Annotated in this window: 21 protein-coding genes; 8 read left to right on the forward strand and 13 right to left on the reverse strand. The window is 37.1% G+C overall.

Features of this window, described 5'->3' with window-relative positions; translation table 11 throughout:
• Positions 1-3: 3 nt before the first annotated feature.
• From FNW21_RS09065 to FNW21_RS09090, 6 genes are all read right to left on the reverse strand, one after another.
• Positions 4-3,267, reverse strand: a complete 3,264-nt coding sequence (locus FNW21_RS09065; RefSeq protein WP_144256425.1) for a TonB-dependent receptor — start codon at positions 3,265-3,267, stop codon at positions 4-6.
• A 131-nt stretch (positions 3,268-3,398) separates the two neighbouring features.
• The gene (locus tag FNW21_RS09070) at positions 3,399-4,568 is read right to left on the reverse strand and encodes a FecR family protein (RefSeq protein WP_144256426.1); all 1,170 of its coding nucleotides are present in this window, start codon (positions 4,566-4,568) and stop codon (positions 3,399-3,401) included.
• Positions 4,569-4,796: 228 nt separating this feature from the next.
• Positions 4,797-5,360: an RNA polymerase sigma factor gene (locus FNW21_RS09075; RefSeq protein WP_144256427.1), complete on the reverse strand. Its 564-nt coding sequence runs from the start codon at positions 5,358-5,360 to the stop codon at positions 4,797-4,799.
• Positions 5,361-5,536: 176 nt separating this feature from the next.
• Complete coding sequence (locus FNW21_RS09080; RefSeq protein ID WP_144256428.1) at positions 5,537-6,193, reverse strand: aspartate kinase; 657 nt, start codon at positions 6,191-6,193, stop codon at positions 5,537-5,539.
• Positions 6,194-6,300: 107 nt separating this feature from the next.
• Entirely contained in the window at positions 6,301-6,660 is a 360-nt protein-coding gene (locus FNW21_RS09085; protein WP_144256429.1) for a YraN family protein, read from the reverse strand.
• Positions 6,661-6,774: 114 nt separating this feature from the next.
• Positions 6,775-7,776: a S66 peptidase family protein gene (locus FNW21_RS09090; protein WP_144256430.1), complete on the reverse strand. Its 1,002-nt coding sequence runs from the start codon at positions 7,774-7,776 to the stop codon at positions 6,775-6,777.
• 132 nt (positions 7,777-7,908) lie between these two features.
• On the opposite strand from FNW21_RS09090, the gene FNW21_RS09095 reads away from it, so the two are divergent.
• Both FNW21_RS09095 and FNW21_RS09100 read left to right on the forward strand, forming a co-directional pair.
• Positions 7,909-9,015 (forward strand): endonuclease/exonuclease/phosphatase family protein, encoded by a 1,107-nt coding sequence (locus tag FNW21_RS09095; protein WP_144256431.1) that lies wholly within the window; start codon positions 7,909-7,911, stop codon positions 9,013-9,015.
• A gap of 62 nt (positions 9,016-9,077) precedes the next feature.
• Positions 9,078-9,617, forward strand: coding sequence for a 3-hydroxyanthranilate 3,4-dioxygenase (locus tag FNW21_RS09100; protein WP_144256432.1), 540 nt, complete (start codon positions 9,078-9,080; stop codon positions 9,615-9,617).
• 184 nt (positions 9,618-9,801) lie between these two features.
• Here the strand turns inward: FNW21_RS09100 and FNW21_RS09105 are convergent, their stop codons facing one another.
• On the reverse strand, positions 9,802-10,764 hold the full coding sequence (locus FNW21_RS09105; RefSeq protein WP_235889612.1) for an MBL fold metallo-hydrolase: 963 nt from the start codon (positions 10,762-10,764) through the stop codon (positions 9,802-9,804).
• Positions 10,765-11,096: 332 nt separating this feature from the next.
• Here FNW21_RS09105 and amaB point away from each other — a divergent pair, with 332 nt between their 5' ends.
• Positions 11,097-12,650, forward strand: a complete 1,554-nt coding sequence (amaB, locus tag FNW21_RS09110; RefSeq protein ID WP_144256433.1) for an L-piperidine-6-carboxylate dehydrogenase — start codon at positions 11,097-11,099, stop codon at positions 12,648-12,650.
• A gap of 82 nt (positions 12,651-12,732) precedes the next feature.
• On the opposite strand, the gene FNW21_RS09115 is transcribed toward amaB, so the two are convergent.
• The 4 genes from FNW21_RS09115 to FNW21_RS09130 all read right to left on the reverse strand — a co-directional run bounded on the left by FNW21_RS09115 (position 12,733) and on the right by FNW21_RS09130 (position 16,143).
• The gene (locus FNW21_RS09115; RefSeq protein ID WP_144256434.1) at positions 12,733-13,227 is read right to left on the reverse strand and encodes a DUF6646 family protein; all 495 of its coding nucleotides are present in this window, start codon (positions 13,225-13,227) and stop codon (positions 12,733-12,735) included.
• A gap of 44 nt (positions 13,228-13,271) precedes the next feature.
• Positions 13,272-13,997, reverse strand: coding sequence for a metallophosphoesterase family protein (locus FNW21_RS09120; protein ID WP_144256435.1), 726 nt, complete (start codon positions 13,995-13,997; stop codon positions 13,272-13,274).
• Between the two features lie 15 nt (positions 13,998-14,012).
• Positions 14,013-15,167, reverse strand: coding sequence for a DUF3667 domain-containing protein (locus FNW21_RS09125; RefSeq protein ID WP_144256436.1), 1,155 nt, complete (start codon positions 15,165-15,167; stop codon positions 14,013-14,015).
• 88 nt (positions 15,168-15,255) lie between these two features.
• Positions 15,256-16,143 carry a 3-keto-disaccharide hydrolase gene (locus FNW21_RS09130; RefSeq protein WP_144256437.1) on the reverse strand — a complete coding sequence of 296 codons (888 nt, stop codon included), beginning with the start codon at positions 16,141-16,143 and terminating at the stop codon, positions 15,256-15,258.
• Positions 16,144-16,726: 583 nt separating this feature from the next.
• Here FNW21_RS09130 and FNW21_RS16435 point away from each other — a divergent pair.
• On the forward strand, positions 16,727-17,089 hold the full coding sequence (locus tag FNW21_RS16435) for a DUF1016 N-terminal domain-containing protein (RefSeq protein ID WP_235889613.1): 363 nt from the start codon (positions 16,727-16,729) through the stop codon (positions 17,087-17,089).
• Positions 17,090-17,142: 53 nt separating this feature from the next.
• Positions 17,143-17,313: a hypothetical protein gene (locus FNW21_RS16325; RefSeq protein ID WP_185963911.1), complete on the forward strand. Its 171-nt coding sequence runs from the start codon at positions 17,143-17,145 to the stop codon at positions 17,311-17,313.
• A 307-nt stretch (positions 17,314-17,620) separates the two neighbouring features.
• On the opposite strand, the gene FNW21_RS09145 is transcribed toward FNW21_RS16325, so the two are convergent.
• Positions 17,621-18,760: an ATP-binding protein gene (locus FNW21_RS09145; RefSeq protein ID WP_144256438.1), complete on the reverse strand. Its 1,140-nt coding sequence runs from the start codon at positions 18,758-18,760 to the stop codon at positions 17,621-17,623.
• 62 nt (positions 18,761-18,822) lie between these two features.
• The gene (locus tag FNW21_RS09150; RefSeq protein WP_144256439.1) at positions 18,823-19,695 is read right to left on the reverse strand and encodes an aldo/keto reductase; all 873 of its coding nucleotides are present in this window, start codon (positions 19,693-19,695) and stop codon (positions 18,823-18,825) included.
• 201 nt (positions 19,696-19,896) lie between these two features.
• Here FNW21_RS09150 and FNW21_RS09155 point away from each other — a divergent pair, with 201 nt between their 5' ends.
• The 3 genes from FNW21_RS09155 (at position 19,897) to FNW21_RS09165 (ending at position 22,296) form a co-directional block, all read left to right on the forward strand.
• Entirely contained in the window at positions 19,897-20,901 is a 1,005-nt protein-coding gene (locus FNW21_RS09155; RefSeq protein ID WP_144256440.1) for an AAA family ATPase, read from the forward strand.
• A gap of 80 nt (positions 20,902-20,981) precedes the next feature.
• The gene (locus FNW21_RS09160; protein WP_144256441.1) at positions 20,982-21,845 is read left to right on the forward strand and encodes a DUF58 domain-containing protein; all 864 of its coding nucleotides are present in this window, start codon (positions 20,982-20,984) and stop codon (positions 21,843-21,845) included.
• Positions 21,846-21,933: 88 nt separating this feature from the next.
• The gene (locus tag FNW21_RS09165; RefSeq protein ID WP_144256442.1) at positions 21,934-22,296 is read left to right on the forward strand and encodes a four helix bundle protein; all 363 of its coding nucleotides are present in this window, start codon (positions 21,934-21,936) and stop codon (positions 22,294-22,296) included.
• The last annotated feature ends 94 nt before the right edge of the window (positions 22,297-22,390 follow it).

Raw genomic sequence — 22,390 nt, forward strand, 5'->3', positions numbered from 1 at the left:
TTACTATTTAAATTTTACATTTAGACTTATGGCAAAGCTTCTAGTGCGGGGATAAATTCCGTTATCGCCACCAGATCCATTGCCCCCACTCAAATTCAACTCAGGGTCAATTCCAGAATAAGGAGTAATCAATAGTAAATTATTTCCGGTTACAGCAAGTCGAACTGATTCGATGTATTTCACTTTTTCGAAATGAAAATTATAACCCACCGTTACATTTTCTAATCGAAGAAAAGAACCATCCTCAAGCCATAAATCAGATCCGTATTTAGACGTAAATAAACCTAAAGGAATGGCACTATCTAATACATTTGCTTTACCAATGTTTTCTAAATAACTCAAACTAGAGTGCAAACCATTGTAAATTTTATTACCACCTGAACCTCTCCAAAGCATTGAAATATCTAGGTTTTTATGTTGGAAAGTGGGGTTAAAAGCATACGTATAGGTTGGCAAAGCTGAACCTTTGATAAGGCGATCCGCACTAGTATTGCCTTGATCAATTACACCATCACCGTTGACATCTTGAACGGTTTCGGAATTGGCGTTGTCTTTGCCCGTATGGTGCAAAATATTGAAAGTCCCAATGGGTTGTCCGGCTATTAAATACGAACTTGGTCCCCACGAAACATTATTGGTGTTCAAAGGAACGCCATTGATACTGCCGCTTAAGTTTAAAACCTCATTGCGCAAGAAGGAAACATTTCCTGCCAAGGTTAGTGTTGTATTTTCGGATTTTATAAGGTCGTAACCCAAGGCAATTTCGAGTCCATCGTTACGAAGACTTCCCACATTTGCTTTGATACTATTGTACGGAAACGGTGGTTGCGGGACGGTATAATCAAATAATAAATTATCAGTAGTTGCGGTATAAGCGTCAACAGCACCGCGTAATCTTTTGTTAAAAAGAGCAAAATCAAGACCGATATTGGTTTGTTTTTTGGTTTCCCAACGCAAATCGGCATTGGCATTTTGAATCACATTAAAATTGGTAATTTGAGACCCTCCAAAATACGTTACGCCAGAACCACCCACTAACGAAATAGAGTTTTGCGGCCCTAAACCTTGCTGATTTCCTGTAACACCGTAACCACCACGTAGTTTTAACTCGTCAAAAATAGTTTGGTTTGCCATAAAAGGCTCTTGGTCTATTTGCCAAGCAACCGATGCAGATGGAAAATCACCCCATTTATTATTAGCTCCAAACACCGAAGAACCATCTCTTCGCAAACTCGCCGTAAACAAATAGCGGCTTAAAAAAGAGTAATTCACACGTCCTAGATACGAAACTAAAGTGCGATCATTTTTATAGGAACTAATATCACCCGGTTGCACTTTTGACAAATCGCCCAGTTGCATGGCATTGTAAGTAGCAATATCATTGATAAATCCTCGAGCTTGCGCATAATTACCTTGGTACAACTGGTTTTGCCATTCGTACAAAGCTAATGCGTTGATACTGTGGTTTCCAAATGTTTTTTTGTACGAAAGACTGATGTTCATCAACCGTTCGTTTTGCTTGTTATTGTTAATGTTTGCAAATCCTTTTTGGTCAATTGCAGCGGCATTAGTAGATTCGGCTGGAAGGTAAAATCCGTTGGTGCTGTTGGTTTTTCTCCAGCTCCCAAACCAGCCTGCCGTTACGCCTTTGAACAAGTCTAAATCCGCTTTAAGACTCCCGAATAAATTGTCATATTGCCCCTCGTTAGTAACAGTTTGTGCCGCAGCATAAGGATTCAAGTATTGAAAAACATTGGGATCCGTATAATACGTTCCATCGGTATTGTAAACGGGATCCGTAGGACGCATTACATAAGCATTTGTAATTAAATTTGAGGTAAAAGCCGCTCTACCAATGCTCCCAATACTATTTGTAGCATTGGTAACACCACTATTTAGATTGAAAGTCAATTTTAATTTATCGTCAATAGCCGATTGTGTAGCTTGAATGCGGCCAATGTATTTTTGATTGCTCGTATTGATCACAACACCATCTTGCAAAATGGCACTGATAGAAGCTCTATAACTAAATTTATCCGTGCCACCACCAAAGGATAAGGTGTGCGTTTGAGTAGCACCACCTTTGGTAAGAATACCGTACCAATCCGTATTGGAACCATGATTCGCAGAGGCTGGCACACCCACTAATTGCGCTTGTTGCCACCATTGATCAGCGTTGAGCATGTCTAATTTTTTAGGAATATAATCTACCGCCATAGAGGTCGAATATTCTACGGTTGTTTTTCCTGATTTGTTCTTTTTGGTACTTACAATGATAACTCCTGGTGCTCCTCTAGAACCATAAATTGCAGTTGCCGATGCATCCTTTAATACATCGATTGAGGCAATTTCGCTTGGAGGAATTTGGTTGAGTAAATCCATATTTCCTTGCACCCCATCAACCACTACAAGCGGATCATTTCCTCCAATTAATGACGAAATTCCACGTATTCTAATGCTTGGTGCAGCGCCAGGCTCACTACCCGTTTGCGTAATGTTGACCCCAGCCAATTTTCCCGAAATTAATTGCAACGGATTTACAACAGCACCTTGATTCATGTCCTTGGCAGCAATCGAGGAAACGGCACCTGTTACATCCTTTCTAGAGGCGGTTCCGTAACCCACAAGCACCACTTCCTTCAACTCGGTCGTGTCTGGAAACAACTGAATAACAGTGATGTTTTGATTGACAGAAATCTTTTTTGGTTTATAACCCACATACGAAACAACCAGATTGGCTTCGCTGTTTTCAACTGTTATTTCAAAATTTCCATCTAGATCCGTAATGACGCTTTTCTTGGTCGCTTCTTCCATAATAGTGGCGCCAAGAAGCGGCATAGCATTCTCGTCAGTTACTTTTCCTTTGATTGTTTTTTTTACAAAAAAGATCGTGTTTGTTTTTTCGACAAGCGGTTTTATCAAAATAACTTGCGTGTCTCTAATTTTATAATCCGTAGCCGTTCCTTTGAATATTTTATTCAAAACGAGATCAATAGTTTCGTTTTTTACATTGATAGAAATTACTCGGTCTAGGTCAATGTCATTGATTTTGTAAATGAATCGAAAATCGGTTTTTTGTTCAATCGTTTCTAGAACCGTTTCTACCGTAGTATTTTTTAATTCTAAATCAACTTTTGTTTTTTGGGCATACGTATTGGCTCTAATAGAGAAAATGGAGACCAAAAGGAGTAATGTCGTTAGTTTCAATTTTAGGTCATTTTGGAACAATGGAAATCGCATTCCACTGTTCTTTGGTTTTTTTTTCATAATTTTGTAAATAGATTGTATTTAATCAGTTAGGTTCAATCACTTATTCAATCGGAAATTGTTCGCAGCTTTTTCCGATTTTTTTTTATTCCGCAATAGTTAATGGGTCATTTTTATTCTTTTTTTAATGGTTATTTAATTAGTATTTGATCGTTTTTAAAGGTGTAATTGAGTCCGTGAATTTCGTTAAAGTAACTCAAGACTTTTTCTATAGGCACATCATCAAAACTGGCATAAAATTTCTCGTTGTCCAGTTTATTATTGTGATTGGTAATGGTCACGTTGTAGTGTCGCTCCAGTTTTTTGGAAATGTCTTTAAAGCTCATGTTTCTAAACGTTAATCGCCCTTCCATCCAGGAAGTATAGACGCTTGTCACCACGGCTTTGGTATCAATTACGCCACCAATTTTAGTAAAACTTCCTTTGAATCCGGGTTTCAAAACCGTGTTTTTGGCGGCATCAAATACTTCGTTTTTTTGATACAATCCCACGGAACCTTCTACTAAAACCACATCTGTAGATGGATCTTCGGGATAGCTTGAAACGTTAAAATGGGTTCCCAAAACACGGACATTCAAGTTATCCGCATTAACAATAAAGGGGTGTTTTTTATCCTTTGTAACGTCAAAAAAAGCTTCTCCATCCAGAAAAACTTGTCGGTTTTCGCCAGCTATAAACCGCACAGGATAGCGCAAAGTGGTTCCCGAGTTGAGGTGTACTCGAGTCCCATCAGACAATTGCAATTCAAATCGTTTTCCGTAAGGAATTTTGATAGTATTGTAAACCAATTTTTCTAGAGCCGTTTGAGTGTCGTATGTTATTTTATTTCCGTTGTGATTAGCGACAACATTCCCTTCGGAATCTGTGACTTTGGAGGTGTTTCCTGAAATAATTTGGACATCGCCATTGGCCAATTGCAACGTGATTTGATCACTACTGGCAATAATCGCCTTGTTGTTTTGATCCTTCAAACGGGTTTGATACATCCAGCCTACGCCTAACAAAATAGCAATGGAAGCCGCAATGGCTAGGTGTTTTCTATAAGGTATTTTTGGGGAGGTACTTGCCGTGTTCTCCATTTCTTTGCCATCCTTTAGTATTTTCGAAAACAATATATTGGCAGTTGCAGCATCCATTTGAGGCGTTTGAGTTACCAATGCTTGTATGTCCTCTACCGTAGGAAATGCCGTTGTGAGTTTATTTTCTCTATAATAAGCAATGACCGCATCGGTTTCGGATGGAGAGCATTGGTTTAAAATAAATTTATGAAGTACCTTTTGTATTTCTGAATTTTCATTCATTTCGAATTGTTTTTTTGATCCTGTTATATATAATACAGCTGAAAGGGCGTTAGGTATTACTCAAACGTTGTAATTTTTTTTGCTTTGGATAAAAAAAACACTCTAATTTGATTGATTTTAGAATTAAAAAATTGATTTACAGCACTTTAATTTTAAAATATTTTTTCAAAAAAAATCAAAAAAAAATCACCCATTGAAGAGTGATTCTTGTTTTATACTTTTTTGGTTTTAAAAAATGCCGTCGTGAATTTTAAAAAAAAGCCGTATCGATTCGAGTGCTTTACTCATTTGGCTCTTGACGGTATGGACTGAAATGCCTAATTCTTGGCTGATTTCTTCGTATGTTTTTCCCTCCTTGCGAGACATTTTAAAAATCTGCTTTCGTTTGGGTGGTAGTTGTTTTATGGCTTGTTTTTTTAATCTTTTGCAATCTTCTTCCCGAACGGAATAATCGCCTTGATTGTGTGATTTTTGACTTTTGTAAAATAGTTCTTCTTTTAGAATCACATCATTGGCAGCTTTGCTCAAAAAATTGAACGCCTGATTCCGGGCAATGGTGAACAAATAAGATTTAAATGATTGCTCTAAATTGAGGTTTTCGCGGTGCAACCAAACTTTCAAAAAAACGTCTTGCACATTTTCTTCGGCAAGTTCTTTTGATTTAAGAATGCTAATGCTATAGCCATAAATATCTTGGTAATAGGCGTCAAAAAGGGAACGAAAAGCGCTTTCGTTGTGGTTTTTGAGTTCCTTTACCAATAATTGTTCGCTATAGTTTTTGCTCTCTGACATTAATTTATGGACTCTTTATTTTTGACCGAATAGAATGAGAAATACTCAATTTTAGCTTCTTAATCGCCTGATGAATGGGCAAATATATAAAAATAGAATTCGTATTGCGTCAAAAAAATAAAGCTTTCCTCCTAGCAAAAGAGAAAAGCTTTAAAAAAGTAGCTTAATTTTTATATTTAATTTTTCAAATCTTTGATCACTTTAAAGGCCACATCTACTTCGTTTTCGCTCACCAAAATAGTAAACTCATTTGAAGTCGAAATCACCTCGTTGATGATAATTCCTTCCCAAGCCAAACGTTGAAAAATGAAGTAATAAATCCCAGGAACAACAATATTTTCTTTGGGTAATTTAACCGTTATGGAGGCTAAATTTTCTAGTTTTTGAATGAGTTTTTCGCCAGCAAAATTTTTATCAACCAAGTGATTGACACTGTTACTAACCACAATGTTGGTCTCGTTTACGCCGCGTGATGAGGTATAAAAAATATCCGAAAAAGAATTAATATCCGTAATTAAATCTGCTTGTTTGGTCAAAACAGTATCCGATGCTGCAAAGGTATAATCCGTCAATTCCGAACGTACGGTTATTTCGCCAATGTTTTTAATGACTTTGTTTATCTTATGATTGAGTTTAAAATCCAATTCCTCGGTAAGTCTTTTTAAAGACATTACCACCGCACCTTGTTTTACTTCTTTGCCAAATTCACTTTCTAGTTCCGTCATAATATTCCGAGATAGAGAAGTCAAATTGATAATGCCAAGTGATAAAGCGTTTAATAAAAAAGGCTTTGTTTTGATGTAATTCTCTACAATGGATGAAACTGTTTTCATAATAAATTAGGTGTTTTTACGTAGTTTATACTTAATTGACGCAACAAAAAGCGTTGCAAATATAATAAAAAAACAATTTGTTACAAATATAACATTAAAAAAATTTGTTAAAAATGATAAAAAGCATCTATAAGGTGCTCAATTACAAAAGATTTACCCTCTTTATGAATGGCAATGATGTCAAAACGGACGTCTAGGTCTAGGTTTTTAGAAATTACGTATTCGTCGACCGCTTTGACCAACAGCTGAATTTTCTTGGGTTTTACAAAATCTTGAGGCAAGCCAAAGTCTAATGAGGAACGTGTTTTGACCTCAACAATTGCCAATGTATTTTCTTTTTGAGCAATAATATCAATCTCCGCTTTGAGATAAGTCCAGTTGGTATCGAGAATGGTATAGCCGTCTTTTTGCAAATAGTCCACTGCCATTTGTTCGCCTATTTTACCCAATTCATTGTGTTCAGCCATAGTATTATTGTGTTGGGGTTGGAAGTTAAGTGGTATGTGGTAGACGGTTAAACCAGACAGGTTTTAAAAACCTGTTTAGTTTCTAAAACCCGTAACTTACTAACCCATAACGCATTATTCAAAAACTACCGTATTGCAGTCTTGATTCACGTCGAGTGTTACCGTGTTTCCCATAATCAACGCTCTATTGTCGTGAACATGACCTGCGGGAAAATTATACAAAACAGGAATAGCATATTTTTTGGTCACATCGTCTATAATTTCAAGAGCATTTTTTCCCCACGGAATGTCATTGTCTTTCATTTCGGTCATACCACCTACAATAATTCCTTTGATGCTTTCAAGACAACCATTGCGCTGCAAATTCAAGAGCATGCGGTCTATATGGTATAAATATTCGTCTAAATCTTCGATGAACAAAATCTTATTAGTGCAATCAATTGCGGATTTCGATCCCAATAAACTGTACAAAATAGATAAGTTACCACCTACTAATTCTCCTGTAGCTTTCCCAAATTTGTTCATAGGGAACGGATCTATTTCATAAGCTAGTGGCTCTCCAAACAAAGCAATTCGCAAGCTTTCAATAGATTCAGCTGCAGTTCTTGCAACGCTTATGGGCATAGTACCGTGTATGGATTTATAACCCATTGTGTTCAAATGGTTGTGTAATACCGTGACATCACTAAACCCAATAACCCATTTTGGATGTTGCTTGAATTGAGTAAAATCCAATAAATCAATCATGCGAACCGTTCCGTAGCCTCCACGAACACACCAAATTGCTTTGATATTGGGATTGTCCATTTGAGTCTGAAAATCGGCGGCACGTTGCACATCACTTCCTGCTAATTGATGATCATCCAGACCTATTGTACTCCCAATAACCACTTTCAAACCCCAGCTTTGCAACAAATCCAGTGTGGGTTTTAAGTTGTCATCAATGTTTTTTCGGGCGGTGGCAACAAGAGCAATAGTATCGCCTTTTTGTAAATAGGGTGGTGTAATCATTTTGGGTTGAGCTTGACTGTTAGTAACCTGAAAAACAAAAATAAGCACTACCAATGGGTACCAAACAAACTTGTTATTTATACCATAAATCAATTTGCGTGTCATGCCTTTTGTTTTTCGAATGAATCAAATAGAAATTTCTAGCTGATAGAAACAAAGATAAACAAATCAAAAAATATTTTATCGTTTCAAAATTAATTCGAGTATTTTTACAAAAGAGCTTTTAAACCAAATGCAATGAATAGCAAAAAAATATTCTTTTTCGTACTCCTTTTTATAACCCTGAAAATAGTGGCACAACAAAAAAAGTATGCCATTCATACCATTGCCTTTTACAATTTCGAAAACTGCTTTGATACCATAAACGATCCCCAAACCAATGATGACGAGTGGACTCCAAAGGGAGCGCAGCATTGGACTTCTCAAAAATACCATCAAAAACTAGCCCATTTAGCCCAAGTGCTTTCACAAATTGGCACACCCGAAAATCCAGATGCACCCACATTAATTGGCGGTGCCGAAATAGAAAACCAAACTGTTCTGGAAGATTTAATCAAGCAACCCCAACTTATCGACAAAGAATACGGCATCATACACTTCGATTCACCTGATAAACGAGGAATCGACGTGGCTTTATTGTACCGCAAAAAACAATTCCAGCCCACAACGTTCAGTAACATTCCCTTATATGTATACCGAAACGAAAGCAAAATAACCGCAAACACCAAACCAGAATCCGACGAAAAAGTAGATGATATTCCTCAAATTAGTTCCCAAAACCATCGTGTTTATACCCGAGACCAACTCTTGGTAACTGGCTTTCTCGACGGGGAAGAAATAAATATCATTGTCAATCACTGGCCGTCTCGTTCGGGTGGCGAAAAAAAATCAAGTCCCTATCGTGAAGCTGCCGGCGCATTGAACCGCAAAATTATAGACTCCCTACAACGCATCAATCCCAATGCAAAAATCATTACCATGGGAGATCTTAACGACGGCCCTTATAACAATAGCGTCAAGATAGCGCTTGGCGCAAAAGCCATAAAAACGGATGTCCCGCCTCTGGGAATATACAATCCCTTTGAAGAAATGGCCAAAAAAGGAATGGGAACCATCGCCAATCGAGATGCGTGGGATATTTTTGACCAAATTATGGTTTCACAAAGTTTCTTAAAAACCAATTTTAGCAGCTTTCAATACTGGAAATCGGGCATTTACAACAAAGATTTTTTGATTCAAAAAACAGGACAATACAAAGGCTATCCGCTACGCCACTCCCCAACAGATATTGGGTTCAGCGACCATTTTCCTGTTTATATTTATTTGATAAAAGAGCGCAACTAATTTAAAAACACTCAAAATACTAGTATTGTCAAAAAAGAGTAACTTTATATTCAAAAAAAACCATGTCAATAACAAAACCCTTCAATCTCACGAGATGGATCGACGAAAACCGTCATTTACTAAAACCTCCCGTGGGCAACAAAAATTTATACACAGAATCTGGCGATTATATCGTAATGATTGTTGCAGGCCCAAACGCCCGAAAAGACTACCATTACAACGAAACCGAAGAGTTATTTTACCAACTCGAAGGCAGTATCAAAGTCATCATTCAAGAGGACAGCATCCGCAAAGAAATGGAACTTCACGCTGGCGATATGTACCTGCATCCGGCCAAAATCCCGCATTCGCCCGTGCGTTCCCAAGGCTCCATAGGTCTCGTTATTGAGCGCAAACGCGCCGGAATGGGCTTTACAGATGGACTGCTTTGGCATTGTGACAACTGCAATCACAAACTCCACGAAGTCTACTTTGAATTGTACAACATCGAAAAAGATTTTTTACCTCATTTTAGACATTTTTACAATTCCAAAACCTTGCGAACCTGCACAAAATGTGGTACTATCATGGAAGCTGACCCTAGATTTACAGATCAAAAATAATAGTATTTTCAGTTTCATCAGGAGCTAATCCGGCTCTATGCTACAAGTCCTCGCCAAAAAAGGTGCGTTTCTATGCCCTAAAAAGAGCTTCCTTTGGTCACTTTTTTAGAACAAGAAACCCTACCTTTTTTGGCTCCGGGCTTTCCACTTCGATCCGGGCTACAGTTTACGGTAGCAACCAGCACTACAATTCAAGACGAACACCTTGTTCTGGAAACAAGAATACGACGCCCAAATCATTCAGTTCTTGGAGTTGTTTTTTGATTATTTGGCTATTTTTTGCAGGTGGTTTCATGTGAGTGACAATAATTTTAAAACCTTTCAAAGTAGTATTCCCAGTCAATTTGGCCAGCAAATGCAGTTCTTGCATCAAATAATGAGGCGTTAAATGTCCAAACAAAAACGAATCCGGTTGCTCATTAGGAAACGAAACTTCTATAAAAATGGCTCGTAAGGATTTCTGGGCTATCAAGGGCGCAATGGCATTCCATAACAAACCCAACTTATCGCTTTTCTCTACCACATCTGGTCCCGTATCGCCAAGATACAACACCGAATTTGTCCCATTTTGAACCAAAAAAGCCGTACTTTCAAACGGATTTACATGACTTAAAGCAAATGATTTTACCGTCATTGTGGTATTGGTAATTTTAGTTTGTTCACCCAAAGTAAGCGTTTGAAAATGATATTTTTTCAAAGGAAATCCAAGACCTTCATCACCAAAGTTCGCCCACGTTTGCCCATTAAAGTAATGGTTTTCCATCATTTCCATACATTTTTTGGTCGCATAAATGGTTTTTGAGGAATCGGCTGGCGAATTAATAATCAAACCCGACACATGATCCAAATGCGCATGCGAAATGCAATATCCTTTGATGTATTTTCGCAGCACTTCATTCGCCGAAACAGTAAAAATAGCATTGGCTACCGCTTTTTCGATACCCACATGTAGCGTTCCCGCATCCAAACAAATATAGTCTTTGGTTCCAATGGGAGCCACTAAATAAGCCGACAGATTGCTCTCGTCAGTACCGCCTTTTACCCCCAAAGGAACCACTTGAAAAGCTGCTTTTGGCTCTTGTTGCGCCACCATTGGAATCGAAACCAAAATCAAAATTATCCAAAATCGAGTCAAAAAAGTCATCATGAAAAGGGTTGTTTAAAATGAAATATTGTTCCCAAAATTACTGCCTTCTTTTGTAAATACAGTCTTTTTTTTGTAAAATCAATGCAAACGATTTTTGAAATTTAAACAAACAACCAATTGATTAACTAGTACTCACATTCAAAAATTCACTTTCCAAACTTCAACTCTTTGCACCAATTTTGTTTTATTTTTAGTCGCAAAACGAAGAGCGAGTTGCAAATTCTCTTACTTTTGGATTGTTTTTTTGATTTTGTAATCAAACCACAATCAAAATTCAACTTGAAGTAGTATATTTACGAAATAATACAACAATTTTAACTAAAAAAGTTACAATGACAACAATAGCAGATCAATTCGGAATGAAAGAAGCCTTGGCGCAATTGGGTGTAAAAGCAATAAACAACGGAACTTCAACAGGAATCAACTCCTTTTCATCGGGAGAAATTCTCGAGAGCCATTCGCCTGTAGACGGAAAATTAATTGCATCGGTACTAACGACAACACCAGCCGATTATGAGAATGTAATGCAAACCGCAACCGAAGCTTTTAAAACCTTCCGACTCCTACCCGCACCACAACGTGGAGAAATCGTGCGTCAGTTTGGGGATAAGTTGCGACAAAATAAAGAAGCACTTGGTAAATTAGTTTCCTACGAAATGGGAAAATCATTGCAAGAAGGCTATGGCGAAGTTCAGGAAATGATTGACATTTGTGATTTTGCAGTAGGATTGTCTCGTCAATTACATGGACTTACCATGCATTCCGAGCGTCCAGGTCACCGTATGTATGAGCAATACCATCCCATGGGAATTGTTGGAATCATTTCGGCATTTAATTTTCCAGTAGCCGTTTGGGCTTGGAATACCGCTTTGGCTTGGATTTGTGGCGATGTTTGCGTTTGGAAACCCTCCGAAAAAACACCACTTTGCGGTATTGCGTGTCAAAACATTATAGCCCAAGTAATTCAAGAAAACAACCTTCCAGAAGGAATCTCTTGTTTGATTAATGGCGATTATTCCATAGGTCAATTAATGACTGCCGACAAACGAATTCCTCTAGTTTCGGCAACCGGCTCCACTCGAATGGGAAAAATAGTAGCACAAGCTGTTGCCGCACGCCTAGGAAAATCACTATTAGAATTAGGAGGGAATAATGCTATCATTGTAACCCCAGATGCCGATATCAAAATGACCGTAATTGGTGCCGTTTTTGGCGCAGTAGGAACCGCAGGACAACGCTGTACGTCAACCCGCCGTTTGATTATTCACGAAAGTATTTATGATAAAGTAAAAGAGGCTATTGTTTCGGCTTACAAACAATTGCGCATAGGCAATCCCTTGGACGAGAACAACCACGTTGGGCCATTAATTGATATCCATGCTGTAGAAATGTATGCCACAGCATTGAATAAAGTCGTGGAGCAAGGCGGTAAAATTCTGGTAGAAGGTGGCGTACTTACTGGCGAAGGCTATGAAAGTGGGTGTTATGTAAAACCAGCCATTGCCGAGGCTGAAAACAGTTTTGAAATCGTGCAACACGAGACTTTTGCTCCCGTTTTGTATTTGATAAAATATTCTGGAACGGTAGAAAATGCCATTGATGTTCAAAACGGAGTGGCGCAAGGACTTTCATCAGCAATTATGACCAACAATTTGCGAGAAGCCGAACATTTTTTATCAGTAGTGGGTTCTGATTGTGGCATTGCCAATGTCAATATTGGAACTTCGGGTGCCGAAATTGGTGGTGCTTTTGGTGGCGAAAAAGAAACGGGTGGCGGACGTGAATCTGGTTCCGACGCTTGGAAAATTTATATGCGTCGTCAAACCAATACGATAAATTACACCACGAGTTTGCCATTGGCACAAGGAATCAAATTTGATTTGTAAAAGAAATTATTTTAAATAAAAAGGCGATTTGAAACTTCTCAAATCGCCTTTTTTATAGGATTAAATCTTTTTTTAAAGTGGACTACATATTAAACGAAGCACCTATATTAAACGTAAATTGGTTGTTCAAAAAATCAAACCCATTGGCATTCGTGTTATACTTTGCAATTGGGAAACCTGCTTCGGAATAAATTCCAAAACCATCCGTGAAGAAATAACGCACGCCAAGATGACCACCAAAGTTTTTAAGTCCTAAACTCAATCCAGGGTATACGTCTAGTTTCTCGTCGATTTTCAAGACATTGCCTAGGTTAGCATTGATTCGTACTTTGGCATCAAAGCGGTCTTTGAATGCTGGTTTTTCGCCTAGCACTTCCGAAACGCCTAACAAATACGAACCTACAAAACCATAGGATAAATTTTCGCCTAGACCAAAATCAGTCGAAGCTTGAATGCCAGTTCCGCCATTTTGAATATTGGCACCAACATTGAATTTGGCATCGCCTTTACCTTTAAAAGCTTGTGCATTTATAAAACCAAATGACAATAATAAAACGAGTGTAATACTTTTTTTCATAATTTTTAGGGTTACATTTTGATGCAAAAATAGCATAATAGATTCTAATTCCTACCTTTTTCGTCAAAATACAAATGGTTCAAAGGTTCGCTTTGCCAAAATTCCTTGGTGTCAACATCTAGAATGGTAAGTGGTCCCTTAAAAGCGGCTCCAGTATCTACATTCCATATTCCAGCTTTTTGCACTGGAATGGTCTCGTTGATTCTAGAAACGGGAGTGTGACCAATGTAGATTTCTTTGTACAAGGTAAATCGTTTTGGGTAGTACAAATCAGTAGTTTCCATCTTTGGGTCTAATGCTAATGCCGTTTCCCAGAGCGTTCGATCCCAATAAAAAAGCTTTGGAAAATATTCATACGCCACGCCATTCATATTGGTAAAACCGGCATGAATAAACAGCCTATTATCATCGTCTAAATGATAATTTTCTAATGATTGCAGGAATTCAATATGCTTTTTTTTGGTTTCGAGATCTACTTTGGCGTAAGCCGTAACAGTAGCTTCGCCTCCATGGTTGTACCATAGCAAATTGTCTTTGCTATCGTTGAGCCATTCCAGCAACAATTCATCATGGTTGCCTCGAATACATACAATAGTGTGCGTGGTTTTCATTTCAATGAGCAAATCAATGACTTGTGGCGACTGACTCCAACCATCTACATAATCGCCCAGAAAAATTAATTTATCGGCTGGAGTGACATGAGCTCTTTGCAAAATTTGATGCAGCGCACGCAAACCGCCGTGTATGTCGCCTATAACGAGTGTTCTCATTTATTTTCGTGGTATTTAATGCAAATTGATAAGCGTATAAATCGCAAAAAGTGTTAAAATTAATACGATAAAAAACATATTAATGAAAAACAAAACAACACTTTTGACAAAGGAAACCATTCTGGATTCGCCATAAAAGCGATGATGTGCTGGAAAAAAGTAATACAACATCCAGCAAATGCCTATGAACTTGATGACACTACTTATAATACCCAAAACTGTCGAATCGCCTATTGCATTAAAAAGGGCTCCAATCAAGAACAAAATCAAATAAATCAACAACAAAAACGAAAAATAATGCAAGGTAAAAATACCGTGATCAAAGTAATACCAGCGTTTTTTGTTATGAAAAGCCCATAGGAAAAAGGCAAAAATAGGCATGTAAATCAATAATACTTTTGGGAAATTATGCATAAAGGATTCTTTTCCTTTTTCAAAAATTTCTTCTTTGGTATTATGCTCTTTTACCAACAATACTTTTTTGAAAAACCAGTATTCTACATCGTTAATTTTGTCCTCGCCTTTGGCCACTTTTCGAACCGAATCCAATTCTTTGACGGTTCCAAAATCAGAAAAATTCATGAAATCTGGTGCGCCTTCAGGTTTAGCAGTTTTGGCTCTTTGAATGATTTTTTCTAGTGTGTCTTTGGTCGTTTTAGAAATCGTTTTGGAGGCTAATAACTGCTTGATTTCCAGTTGTTCTTTGGATAATTTTTCGGTTTTGTTTAGCGTTCCTTTTTTAGAATCAACAATTACTTTGTTGATAGAATCCCGAACATCTTTAGCAACATATTCCGTTGTTACGTAGTTGTTATTTTCTTTCTTTTCGTCTAAATTGATTATGGTATCGCCACTATTTGGGAATAAGGTAATCAACAAAAAAGTCACAAAACTAATAAAAATATAAAGCCTCACGGGGGCTAAATACGACAATCGTTTCCCTGAAAGGTACTCTTTGGTCAAGGAAGCCGGCTTGAAAATCAAGTTTTTTATGGTTCTCCAAAAAGCGTTTTCATAATGGGTTAAATCTTCAAAAAAATGAAGAAATAAGTGGTGAAATGTTTTGCGAGTATCCGTGTTTTCTTGCCCGCAATTGGGACAAAAATGGAGGTCTACGACAGTACCGCAATTCAAGCAAGTCTTGTCTTCTCTATAGTTTTTTTTGGACATAAAGGCTTGGGTTTCTTTATTGTTTTTTACAAATATCTAAATAATATTGGTATAAAAAAAAGAGGATTATTCGATTTTTCAACAGAATCTAAAAATAGTTTACAAACTCGGTTGGCAAAGCGGTAATGGGTTGCAGCATCACTTCTTTGTAATAGACTTCGCCTGCTTCGCTTTGCAATTGTATTTTCCCTTCTAGTAAAGGATTAAATTGGTTTCCGTCCCAAAAACGGGAGTTTTGTAAAACCATGACCACATGACCATTTACAATATGAAGACTTTTTCCTTCAAAACACACAAGTTCAATTGCTGTCCATTCGCCCATTGGGTTTTCGTAATTTTCTTTGCGCGTGCAATATCCGGTTCTTTCGGTATGGGTACCAAAGGATAGAAACGGTTGTTTTTCATTGGCAATAGCACTCATAACGCCTTCGGAATCGTATGCTTTAATATCGATAGCGGCATTGGCAATGTTCCAATAATCGCCAAAATGACCTTCCATAAGCTGAAATTCTTGCGACAACATCCAAGCACGCCAGTAATCTACACCTGCCGGTCCTTGAGAATGATACAATACACCTGCGTCTAAAAGTTTGGTCGTTCTAGGCTCCCATTTTTTGGTTCCCCATTTTACTTTTAGCTTCAAGCGGTAATTTCTATAACTATTTTTGGTAAAAACACAACCATAATATTCGCCCGAAACTTTCAAAACTGGCGTGTTATTTTCGTTTATAATTGTAAAAACACTCCCCTCTTTCTTGTTATATCCTATGGGTTCAATAGGTTTCCCGCTAGCGTCAACAGGGATCTTACCCGTGTACCCATCTTGGTGTTTGTAACTCAAATACATATCCCATTGCGAGAGATTGGAATCCAATAGCGAAATCCAGCCTTTGTTTTTAGTAGTTTGTGCTGTGCTAGTAACAGCCGAATATAAAAGGAATGCTGCAAGAAATGAGAATCGAAAGAATGTTTTCATATACTAATTTGATTTTTAATAAAAGTGTTTGCGCCAAAGTCTAATTCGTAAATGTATCTCAATTCGAGTTAATTAGATCGTTTCTAGCGGTATTATTTTTTACTGTTTTGGCGTCTATTTGTTACAATAAAAATCGAATTTACCTTTTAAACAAAATACAACAGACTAAAAATCCATAGCTCTGATTATGCAGACTGAAAATATGCCAAATTATAAAACTTAATTTTTTTACCACGAATTGTACACATTAGCACGAATAAATTTGTAAAAATTAGCAGAATTCGTGGAGGAATTTTTAAAACCTGAAAGAAAAATGTACGAGAAGCGCATCGTTTTAACTTTTATTGAGCCCAATAAATTGTAAAATCAATGTTTTATAATCCGTTCAATTAAATGATATTTCTATCTCGTTTTTGACAACGTATTAAAAACAGTTGCTACACAATACTTTTTTAGTATGTTTGTAACACGTCATTAATTCATTCCAGATGCTTCAAAATCAAACCATAATTCCAGATATAAAGGCAATTATTGCTACTGCCCAAGACAAAGCCATAAAGCCGTGGACAATGAGCGAACGCTAATGTATTGGACAATTGGCAAACGTATTTTTGAAGAAGAACAACAAGGAAAAGACCGCGCCGATTACGGAACCTACTTGATAAAATTCCTTGCAGAGCAATTGCAACCTGAATATGGTAGTGGGTTTTCATACCGTCAATTAAATTGGTATCGCCAGTTTTATCGCACTTTCCCAATTGTGTCCGCACTGCGGACACAATTGAATTGGACACAATATAAGTTGTTGCTTTCGCTTGATAATGACGACAAAAGAGAATTTTATATTGTCGAAAGTGTAAAAAATAATTGGACGTCAATACAATTTATACCTTCCAACCGAAAAACAATTATTGGAAGAAGTAAAAAAAGAATTGCAAAATTTTGAAGAAGATACGAATCAGAAATAGAAACATTCTCATTGTTTAAAGATTATAAATCATGGCAAAAGGCCCCGAAAAAAACACCAAAAACAAGGCTTTACACACCAAACTACTCAATAGAAAAAAGGCTAAATTACAAGAAGAAAAAAAAGAAAAAGCACTACGATTGAAAGCTTTGGTTTCCAAAATCAATCAGAAAAAAAAGGGCAACGAATTGGATGAAAATTAGCTATTTATACCAATCAATTGGTGCTAATAAGCAACCCGAAAGCGCATTCGCTTTTAAAAAGACTGCCACAGATTCACAGATTTCAATAGATTAAAAGGAATGAAATTGACACTGATTTTTGAATTTGTGAAATCAAACAGCATTATTTTGGTTTTAAAATCTGTGACCCGAGCGACAGGCGAATAGGCGAAGCAATCAGTGGTGTATTTTCTTTTTTTATTTACAATTTTTTTAAAAGCGAACGCTCTGGCAACCCGAGCAAAAGTGTAGTAAAAGCAATTTGCAGTAAACAAATTTAAAATCCAACTTATTGCACATCATATTTCATTTTTCGCAAAATTCGTAAGGCTTCTTTAAAAGATAAATATACGGAGGCAAAAGGTTTTAATAAAGGTTTGGCAGCTATCAGTTTTTGTTTGGCATCGTCAAAACCATTGAGGTAGCAAATCATAAAAGTCGAAGGCAAATTCTCTAAATCTTTGAATTCTCGTGGAGATAATCCCATTCCTTTCTCGAGTTTTTGCAACAAGAAACAATTGGAGTTGTAAATGTGAAAAAGCATTTTTTTGTTGAATTCAGGCGGTTGGAACAAAAAATTACGATCAATAGTATAATACCCATTATCCTGAAAACGAATGGTTTGCTGCTCCAGCGGATAGTAGCTGGTTTTGTCATTCAAGCCCAAAGGCACGTACTCGATTATGGTAAACGTATCATCATCAAATGTGATTTCGACCACATCTTGAGCCGAATAAAAAAGCTTGATTTGCTCATTGATTAACTCAATATCTACACGAGATAAATAGGTTTTGTCACGGGATTTCTTGATAATTCCAGCCCAACAAATCACAAATAGCTCCTTGAAAACTTTGTACTTTGGCGCCATGTCTTTATGCCGAAAATTCATAAAATCAAAGACTCCATCCAGTGTATAGGCAATGCTATTTCTAGAATTATTTTCGATTCCAATGACGGTTTCCGTGTTTTGATAATTCTTTTCGACCTCGCCTTCAATGGGAACCGTATTGCTGCCACGCCTTATAAAAACGCTGTTGGCCACAATGGTATAAATTCCTTTTTTGAAATAAGAAGTGTTGCTTTTGGGCTTTATCGTAACGAGGCCAATGACTTTATCTTTGGGCAAATTAGGAAAAGGAACATTCTCATATTGAATTCTGGGCGGGTTTTCAAGAAAAGCATTAACCAGATTCTGAATCCTACTGTCGTCAAAAAAATCGTCGCCCACAATGGTATTATTCTCATCCTCGACACCCACTACAATATAGGAATTGTTAGTAGGATTCGAGTTTGACAAGGCGCAAATGTGTTTTAAAAACTTGGCTTTTCCTTCGCGGGAATGCAAATTTAACTGACGCTTTTTGTCATAAAAACTACTCTCATCATTGTGAGCAAGCAGGTTTTTTATCAATAAGCGTTTGTTTATCATAGCATTAAAAAGTAAATAGCAAGTTGCCTAAAAAATATGAAAACGCAAAGTACAACTTTATTTTACGGCACTTCATTGCCCATGCTTTCGCTCCAAATGGCAAACCAATCTTCTTGGTCTAATTTCAGTTCAACGGCTTTCATCAAGGACTGCAGGCGAGCCACATTTACAGTTCCCGCAATAGGAACAATCTTGGCGGGATGTTTCAAAATCCAAGAAAGCAAAATCGTATCGGCTCCCAATTCATATTTAGCAACCAGCCTAGCCAAAACCACTTTTAAGCGATGCGTTTGTTCGTTATCGGCTCTAAAAACGCTTCCCAGCGGATTCCACGACATGGGTTTTATATGGTGCAATTGCATGTAATCCAGGCTTCCGTCCAGCATGGGTTGGTAATTAGTAGCCGAAAACGAAATTTGATTGTATCCAATATCCGTCTTTTGCCGAATCAATTCGCTTTGCGATGGTGTAAAATTAGAAAGTCCAAAATCGATAATTTTTCCTTCTGTTTTTAATTTCAAAACCGCCTCGGCAATTTCATCCGCCTGCATTAACGGACTTGGTCGGTGCAACAAAAGCACATCTAAATAAGACGTTTGAAGATTTTTCAAGGAATTTTCGACACTTGCAATAATGTACTCCTTGGAATATTCGTACTGTTTGAGGGGATAATTTCGGTTTTCGGTAACGAGTTGAATGCCACATTTTGAGATAAGTTCCATTTTTTCGCGGGCAATACCACTCTTGACAAAAGCTTTTCCAAACTGTGCCTCGGTGGTATAGCCCCCATAAATATCCGCATGGTCAAAAGTGGTTATTTTATTTTCTAGACAAATGTGAATTCGATTTTCCATTTCGGAAACAGAGAGGTTTTTGTCCCAAACTCCCCAATTCATCACGCCTGCAATTATTGGCGATACGGTTGTTTTATTCATGGTTTTTTTATAGTAAAAGATTGTTTTGAAAGACTATTTTTCAAAGTTCTTAAAAATAGGTAAATACTATCATAATTCGTCCTTAAAATAAAGGTATTCGTCGAAGTTTTAACCATTTTTTAACATCCTACTTCTAAAAAAAAATTCAATTTGCACCCTCAAAACAAAGACATTCAATTCAAGGGTTTTAAAAATAATAAAATGGAAGAAAATACAACGACTTTAGACATTAGAGCAATCAACGAAAAAATTGAAAGAGAAAGTGCCTTTATTGACTTACTCACCATGGAAATGAACAAGGTCATTGTGGGTCAAAAACACATGGTCGAACGGTTGTTGATTGGGCTTTTGGGACAAGGACATATCTTGCTAGAAGGAGTGCCAGGACTGGCCAAAACGTTAGCAATAAACACGCTATCACAAGCCATTCAAGGGTCATTTAGTAGGATTCAGTTTACGCCAGATTTATTACCTGCCGATGTGGTAGGAACCATGATTTACAATATTAAAGCCAATGAATTTTCGATAAAAAAAGGACCTGTTTTTGCCAATTTTGTCCTTGCAGATGAGATTAATCGTGCGCCTGCCAAAGTGCAATCGGCTTTGTTAGAGGCAATGCAGGAAAAGCAAGTAACCATTGGCGATACTACCTTTAAATTAGACCGTCCTTTCTTGGTTTTGGCTACTCAAAACCCAATTGAGCAAGAAGGAACCTATCAATTGCCAGAAGCGCAAGTCGATCGTTTTATGCTAAAAACGGTTATCGATTATCCTAAAATGGAAGACGAACGATTGGTAATTCGTCAAAATTTGAAAGGAAGTTACGACAAAGTAAATCCAGTTGTTTCGATAGACCAAATTTTGCGTGCGCAAGAAGCCGTTCGGGAAGTGTACATGGACGAAAAAATTGAAAAATATATACTCGATATTATTTTTGCCACTCGTTATCCAGAGAAATATAAATTAGCCGATTTGAAACCATTAATCAGCTTTGGTGCTTCGCCTCGTGGAAGTATCAATTTGGCGAATGCCGCCAAATGTTATGCCTTTATCAAGCGCCGCGGTTATGTCATTCCAGAGGATGTTCGTGCGGTAGTTCACGATGTATTGCGTCATAGAATTGGGATTACCTATGAAGCCGAAGCCGAAAACATCTCCTCGGTAGATATCATCAACAAAATCGTAAACGAAATCGAAGTACCGTAAAAAGATTTTAGATTTTAGATGGCTGACTTTAGATTTTTAGATCTGAAAGCAACAATCGGTAATCAACAATCAACAATCAAATGGATACAAAAGACCTACTCAAAAAAGTACGCAAAATAGAAATCAAAACCCGAAGATTGAGCGATCATATTTTCTCGGGCGAATACCATACCTCGTTCAAAGGACGTGGAATGACGTTTAGCGAAGTACGTCAATACCAATATGGTGATGATATTCGTGCCATAGATTGGAACGTTACCGCCCGCTACAATGAAGCCCACGTAAAGGTTTTTGAGGAAGAGCGCGAACTCACGATGATGCTCATGGTTGATATTTCAGGTTCGGAAAGTTTTGGGTCGCAAAGCCAATTCAAAAAAGATATTGTTACCGAAATTGCTGCAACAATGGCTTTCTCGGCCACTCAAAACAATGACAAAATAGGATTAATCCTTTTTTCGGATCAAATCGAATTGTACATTCCTCCCAAAAAAGGACGCTCACACGTGTTGCGAATTATACGAGAATTGATTGAATTTCAACCCAAAAGCCACCAAACAGATTTGGCACAAGCCTTAAAATTTTTGTCGGGAACGCAAAAGAAAAAAGCAATTGTATTTGTAATTTCTGATTTTATGGCTGCTGATTATGAGCAAACCTTAAAAATTGCTTCCAAAAAACACGACATTACCGGTATTCGAGTATATGATATTCGGGAAGAAAAAATGCCGAATTTAGGAATGGTTCCCATGGTCGATGCCGAAACTGGCGAGACAAAACTCATTAATACTGGTTCCAAATCAGTCCGAATGAATTACGAGAAATACTATCACGATAACGTGACTTATTTTAAAGAAACGTTTAGCAAATCAGGCTCTGGAGTGGTAAACACTAGAGTAGACGAAAGTTATGTAACTAAATTATTAGGCTATTTTAAATCGCGATAGGGATTTTAGATTGAAGATTACCGATTAGTGATTGCAGATTTAGTTGGAATAATAACTTTGATTTTGACAATAAAAAAGAGATACATGAATGAATAAAGCAGAGCTTGAAAACAGATTAATTGATTTTGCAGCAATGATTATAAATGAAGCAACTAATTTTGAAAAAAATTATGCAGGAAATCATTTAGCAGGTCAAATTATAAGATCTGGAACTTCACCAGCATTAAATTATGGAGAAGCACAAAGTGCAGAAAGTACCAAAGATTTTATTCATAAAATGGGGATTTGTCTTAAAGAATTAAGAGAAAGCCTTGTTTGTTTGAAGATTATTGAAAAAGCTAATTTAACATCTAATTTAATCAGTTTGTCACTTTCAAAAAAAGAAGCAAATGAGTTAATTTCCATTTTTGTTTCGAGTATTAAAACTGCGAAAGCAAATCAAAATAAATAGAATAAAAAAGTTTAAAACAATCTAAAGTCAACAGTTTCGCAAGCCATCTGAAATCACTAATCGCTAATCAGCAATCTAAAATAAATAGTTTTCA

The sequence above is a fragment of the Flavobacterium restrictum genome, assembly GCF_007097245.1.
Taxonomy (GTDB): Bacteria; Bacteroidota; Bacteroidia; order Flavobacteriales; family Flavobacteriaceae; genus Flavobacterium; species Flavobacterium restrictum.